General features: G+C 62.4%; 5 protein-coding genes. 4 read left to right on the top strand and 1 reads right to left on the bottom strand.

Annotation, left to right across the window (positions count from 1 at the left end; translation table 11 throughout):
- Window positions 1-247: 247 nt before the first annotated feature.
- Window positions 248-2035, bottom strand: coding sequence for an aspartate--tRNA ligase (gene aspS / locus ACQRC0_RS08540; RefSeq protein WP_427729277.1), 1788 nt, complete (start codon window positions 2033-2035; stop codon window positions 248-250).
- Between the two features lie 257 nt (window positions 2036-2292).
- On the opposite strand from aspS, the gene serB reads away from it, so the two are divergent.
- From serB to ACQRC0_RS08520, 4 genes are all read left to right on the top strand, one after another.
- Window positions 2293-2928, top strand: a complete 636-nt coding sequence (serB, locus tag ACQRC0_RS08535) for a phosphoserine phosphatase SerB (protein ID WP_427729275.1) — start codon at window positions 2293-2295, stop codon at window positions 2926-2928.
- A 117-nt stretch (window positions 2929-3045) separates the two neighbouring features.
- On the top strand, window positions 3046-3828 hold the full coding sequence (larB, locus tag ACQRC0_RS08530; protein WP_427719817.1) for a nickel pincer cofactor biosynthesis protein LarB: 783 nt from the start codon (window positions 3046-3048) through the stop codon (window positions 3826-3828).
- 10 nt (window positions 3829-3838) lie between these two features.
- The gene (locus ACQRC0_RS08525) at window positions 3839-4756 is read left to right on the top strand and encodes a LarC family nickel insertion protein (protein WP_427729273.1); all 918 of its coding nucleotides are present in this window, start codon (window positions 3839-3841) and stop codon (window positions 4754-4756) included.
- A gap of 2 nt (window positions 4757-4758) precedes the next feature.
- Complete coding sequence (locus ACQRC0_RS08520) at window positions 4759-5298, top strand: TetR/AcrR family transcriptional regulator (RefSeq protein ID WP_154517701.1); 540 nt, start codon at window positions 4759-4761, stop codon at window positions 5296-5298.
- The last annotated feature ends 222 nt before the right edge of the window (window positions 5299-5520 follow it).

Raw genomic sequence — 5520 nt, 5'->3', positions numbered from 1 at the left:
GTGTCAACGATGGGACACAGTTTCCGCCAGAAGGCTCAACCGGAAACTGTGCCCCATTATTTTGCCGAATTCTGGGCCGCGCTTTCCCAGAGGACCACCTTTGGGAAAGCGCGGCCCATTCTGGACGCAGATCCCGGGACGCACTTTCCGCGACGTCCGGTCACCCTATGCCCTCGCAACGCCCGCGCAAAAAAACGAGGGAAGGCACGCGTCCTTCCCTCATTAGAGACAATATGCAGCCGCTCGCCTACATCAAGCGCAGGCTGACGTCCTTGAGCTGGGCGCCGGAAACGGCACTCGGGGCGCCCGACATGAGGTCGGAGCCGCTGGCCGTCTTGGGGAACGCCATGACGTCGCGGATAGAATCGGAGCCGGTAAGCAGCATGCACACGCGGTCCAGACCCAGGGCAAAACCGCCCATCGGGGGCGCACCAAACTTGAGCGCCTCCATGAGGAAGCCAAACTGCGACTCGGCGCGCTCCTCGGTAAAGCCCAGGAGCTTGAGCATGGACATCTGCATCTCGGCGTTATGGATGCGCATGCCACCGCCGCCGGCCTCAAAACCGTCCATGACAAAGTCGTAGGTGCAGGAACCGGCAGCCAACGGGTCGGCCTCGATCTTGGCGATGTCGGTCTCGGTCGGCAGAGTGAACGGCTGGTGCTCGGCTGCATAGGCCTTGCGGTCCTCATCCCAGTGGAACAGCGGGAAGTTGACGACCCACAGGAAGTCGTGACCCTCGCGTTTGATCTCGAGTGCGTTGGCCATGTGAGAACGCATGCCGCCCAGGATCTCGTCAGAGAGCAGGCGCGGGCCGGCGGCGAACATCACGAGGTCGCCAGGCTCGACGTTCATGCGCTCGCGCAGAGCCGCCATCTCCTCGTCCGAGAAGAACTTGACGATGGGGCTGTTGATGGAGCCGTCCTCGCGGAAAGCGATCCAGGCCAGACCCTTGGCGCCAAACGTGGAGGCCACGCCGGCGAGCTTATCGATCTTGGCACGTGCCCAGGCACCGGCGCCCTTGGCGTTGATGGCCTTGACGACAGAGCCCTCCTCGTTTGCGGCAGTCGCAAAGACCTTGAACTTGGAGTTGGCAAAGATGTCGGTCAGATCGACCAGATGCATGCCATAGCGGGTATCGGGCTTGTCGGAGCCATAGGTGTCCATGGCCTCCCAGTAGTCCATGCGACGCAGCGGCGTGGGCATCTCGACACCCATGCGACCGAAAGCATCAGCCAGGACCTCTTCGAGTGCGCTCATGACGTCGTTCTGGTCCACGAAGGACATCTCGATATCGACCTGGGTGAACTCGGGCTGACGGTCGGCACGCAAGTCCTCGTCGCGGAAGCACTTGGCAACCTGGTAGTAGCGCTCGACGCCACCGACCATGAGCAGCTGCTTTAGGAGCTGCGGGGACTGCGGCAGGGCGTAGAAGTTACCCGGCTGAATACGGCTGGGAACGATGAAGTCTCGAGCGCCCTCGGGCGTGGACTTGAACAGGGAGGGCGTCTCGACCTCCATGAACTCACGGTTGTGAAGCGCCTCGCGAATGGCAAAGGTGAAGTCGGAGCGCAGCTTGAGGTTGGCCATCATCTCGGGACGACGGAGGTCCAGATAGCGATAGCGCAGACGGGTGTCCTCGCTGGTCTCGATGCCGTCCTCGATCTGGAACGGCGGGGTGACGGAGGTGTTGAGCACCTCGGCGTGGTCGGTCAGGACCTCGATCTCGCCGGTCGCGAGCTTGGCGTTGGTGGTTTCCTCGCCACGGGCACGCACGACGCCGTGAATCTTGATGGGCCACTCGGGACGCATGGTCTCGGCGATCTTAAAGGCATCGCCGTCGGAGTGCTCGGGATCGAAGGTAAGCTGCGTGATGCCCTCGCGGTCGCGAAGGTCGCAGAAAATAAGGCCGCCGTGGTCGCGGCGACGGCTCACCCAACCGGTAAGGGTAACCTCTTCGCCCACGTTCTCGCGGCGAAGCTCGCCGCAGGTACGGGTGTGCATGGAATGCTCGTCGATGGGACGGGTCTGGCTCATACCAGTGATCCTCCTTTATGGATCTGTGCCGCCCCGTGTCGTTCCGGGCGGCGTCGTACAGATTTGCCCAGCCTGCGTAAACCGCGCAGCCGGACATGGCGTTCTATCTTATCGCACCCGCGCCGATGTACCGCGAAAAAGTGGCTCCCGCTCAAAGACTTGACGGAGACGAAACAATTGACGCGGCCTGGCCGTCGCCAAGGCGCGCCGCGTGCGACAATGTGCCTACAATACAACTGCACTCGGAAAGGCCCACCATGACTGCACGCCTCATCGTTATGGATATCGATTCCACGCTCATCAACCAGGAGGTCATCGACCTGTTGGGCGAGGAGGCAGGCGTGGGCGGGCAAGTTGCGCGGATCACCGAACGCGCCATGCGCGGCGAGCTCGACTTTAAGCAGGCGCTCGAGGAGCGCGTGGGGCTGCTTGCCGGCCTGGACGAGAGCGTTTTCGAGCGCACCTTTGAGCGCGTGACGTTTACCCCTGGCGCACTGGAGCTTGTGCGCTCGGCGCACAGCAAGGGCTGGAAGGTCGGCGTGGTAAGCGGCGGCTTCCACGAGGTCGCCGACAAGATCGTAGCTGCCGCGGGCATCGATTTTTGCCTGGCCAACCGCCTGGAGGTCGTAGACGGCAAGCTCACGGGCAAGCTGGCGGCAGACATTGTGACCAAGGAATCCAAGCTTATCCAGCTACTGGATTGGGCGGTTGAGTGCGGTGTCGATATGGCCCATACCGTGGCGATCGGCGACGGTGCCAACGACATCCCCATGATTCAGGCCGCGGGCACGGGCATCGCATTTTGCGCCAAGCCCAAGACGCGCGAGGCCGCCCCGTTTGCCATCGACGAGCGCAACCTGATGCTCGCCATGGATATCATCCTGTGTGACTAGCCGATCCATCTAACAACAGAATCAAATCCCCTATATCTAGTTTCCGAACAATTTTGTCTTAGTGTTCGGAAACATACCCTTTGAGTGCTAGACTTTGCGCCGTCGAAGGGAAGATATATGGATAAGCGAGATCTTGAGCAGTTACTAAGCGATGTTGCCGACGGAGCAGTCACCCCGGCAGTCGCTCTTACGCGCATCCAAACGGCGCCAACCGCCGATCTGGGTTTTGCGCAGCTCGATCTTTCGCGCGGGGTGCGCCAGGGGGCCGGTGAGGTTGTCTACGGCGCCGGTAAAACCGCCGAGCAGATTGCAGCCATTATCAAAGCGCTGCGCGATGCCGGTCAGGAGCGCATCCTAGTCACGCGCTTGGACGCCGAGAAGGCAACCCGTACCTCGGAGCTTCTCGACAACGGGATTGACCTGGGATATGTCCCGAACGCCCAGCTCGCCCTCGTGGGCGGTAAGCCCTCCCCTACCGGTAACGGACGCATCGTTGTCGCCTGCGCCGGCACGAGCGACTTGCCCGTCGCCGAAGAAGCCGCGTTGACGGCCGAGTTCTACGGCAACGAGGTCGACCGCCTCTACGACGTAGGTGTCGCCGGCCTGCACCGCTTGCTCGCGCATGCCGAGGAACTTGCCCAGGCACAGGTGGTCATCGCCATCGCCGGCATGGAGGGCGCGCTGGCGAGCGTTATCGGCGGTCTGGTAAGCTGTCCGGTCATTGCCGTTCCCACCAGCGTGGGCTACGGCGCGAGCTTTGGTGGCGTAGCCGCGCTGCTCGCCATGCTCAACTCCTGCGCCAGCGGCGTTTCGGTCGTCAATATCGACAATGGCTTTGGTGCCGCCTACCAGGCAAGTCTTATCAATCATCTGAGCGCCGGAACACCCTGCGCCCGTTAAGGAGCATTCCATGTCCAACCATCAGCATACGCTTATCATCGACGGCACCTCGGGCATCAGCGGCGATATGACCGTCGCGGCCCTGCTCGACCTGGGCGCCAGCGAGGAGCACCTGCGCGAACAGCTCGCCACGCTGCCGGTCGACGGCTTTACGATCGCCGTCACGCGTGCAAACAAGCATGGCATCGACGCCTGCGACTTTGACGTTCAGTTGGCAGAGGAGCTCGAGAACCACGACCATGACATGGCCTGGCTCTTCGGCAACGAGGCAGCTGCCGAGCACACGCACGAGCATGAGCACCACCATCATGATCATGGCGAACACGAACACGAGCACTGCCACGAGCATTGCCATGAGGGCCACGGTCATGGCCACGAGGACCATCACCACGCCCACCACCATCACCACCGTTCTTTGGCGGACGTCACCGCCATCATCGACGGCTCACAGCTAAGCGATGGCGCCAAGCGTCGTGCCCTCGCCATCTTTACCGCACTCGCTGCTGCCGAGGCCAAAGCTCACGGCAAAACGCCCGACACCGTCCTGTTTCACGAGGTGGGCGCTGTCGACTCCATCGTCGACGTCTGCTCGGTCGCCATCTGCCTCGACGACCTGGGCATTGAGGATGTTGTGGTCGAGTCGCTCTCCGAAGGTCACGGCACCATCCGCTGCGCCCACGGCCTCATGCCCATCCCGGTGCCCGCTGTCGTCAACCTGTGCCAGGCAGGCAATATCGCCCTCACGCCTGCACCGGTCGCCGGCGAGCTCGTGACGCCAACGGGCGCCGCCATCGTCACCGCGCTGCGCACGTCCGACCAACTGCCCTCACGCTACCACATCGAAGCCGTCGGCTACGGCGCCGGCAAACGCCCCTACGAGGGTTGCTCCGGCACGCTCCGCTGTCTGCTCGTTCACGCGGACGCATAGCCATGGATGCCCGCAAGGCAAAAAGCCGCGCTGCCATCGTTGCGGCGTTCTCCGAGCTCCTGCGCGAAGAGGACTACGGCAAGATTACCGTCGGCGACATCATCGCTCGCGCCCATGTGGGTCGGGCAACGTTCTACGGCCTCTTTAAGAGCAAAGATGACCTGCTCGCTGAGTTCGTGTGCGATATCTGCACCCATGCCCTCGACGATGACGGTACACCCCTCAATGACCCGCTCGTACAGGTCGAGCATATCCTCAACAACCTCTGGGATCGTCGTCAGGGCGTACGCGCCCTCGTAGCCGGCGCCGGCTCGCGCGTCTTCGCCGACTGTCTCCGCAAGACCATCATGTCGCGCGCAGCCGAAACCGTCCCTGTCGACCCCGCAGGCCCCGCCAGTACCATGGATCGCAACTTCCTCCTCCACCACATAGCCTCAAGCTTCGTAGCCACCGTCCAATGGTGGGCCTGGCACAACTTCCAAGCCGACAAGGCCGACGTAGCCAAAGACTACCTCTCAGCCATAAAACCCCTCTTCACCTAAGCAAGGGGCTCATCCCAGAGCATCGCCCCAACCCAAGGCGCCCGCGCATCCCAACGTGTCACTCGCACTTCAACGCCCCCCAACAGCGACAAGCCCCTCCCATCCAAATTCAGAAATATGTTGGGTTGCTTGTACGAACGCAACAAAGACCCCGCAGCTGGCCGCATGGGGTGACTTCCCAGCGCATTCCGCAGGACGAAAGAACCCCCGCCGCACGAAGTG

It is taken from the genome of Collinsella sp. SGI.033, assembly GCF_050315135.1.
Taxonomy (GTDB): Bacteria; Actinomycetota; Coriobacteriia; order Coriobacteriales; family Coriobacteriaceae; genus Collinsella.
The sequence above is the reverse complement of the archived record's forward strand: the minus strand, read 5'-3'. Positions and strand labels throughout refer to the sequence as shown.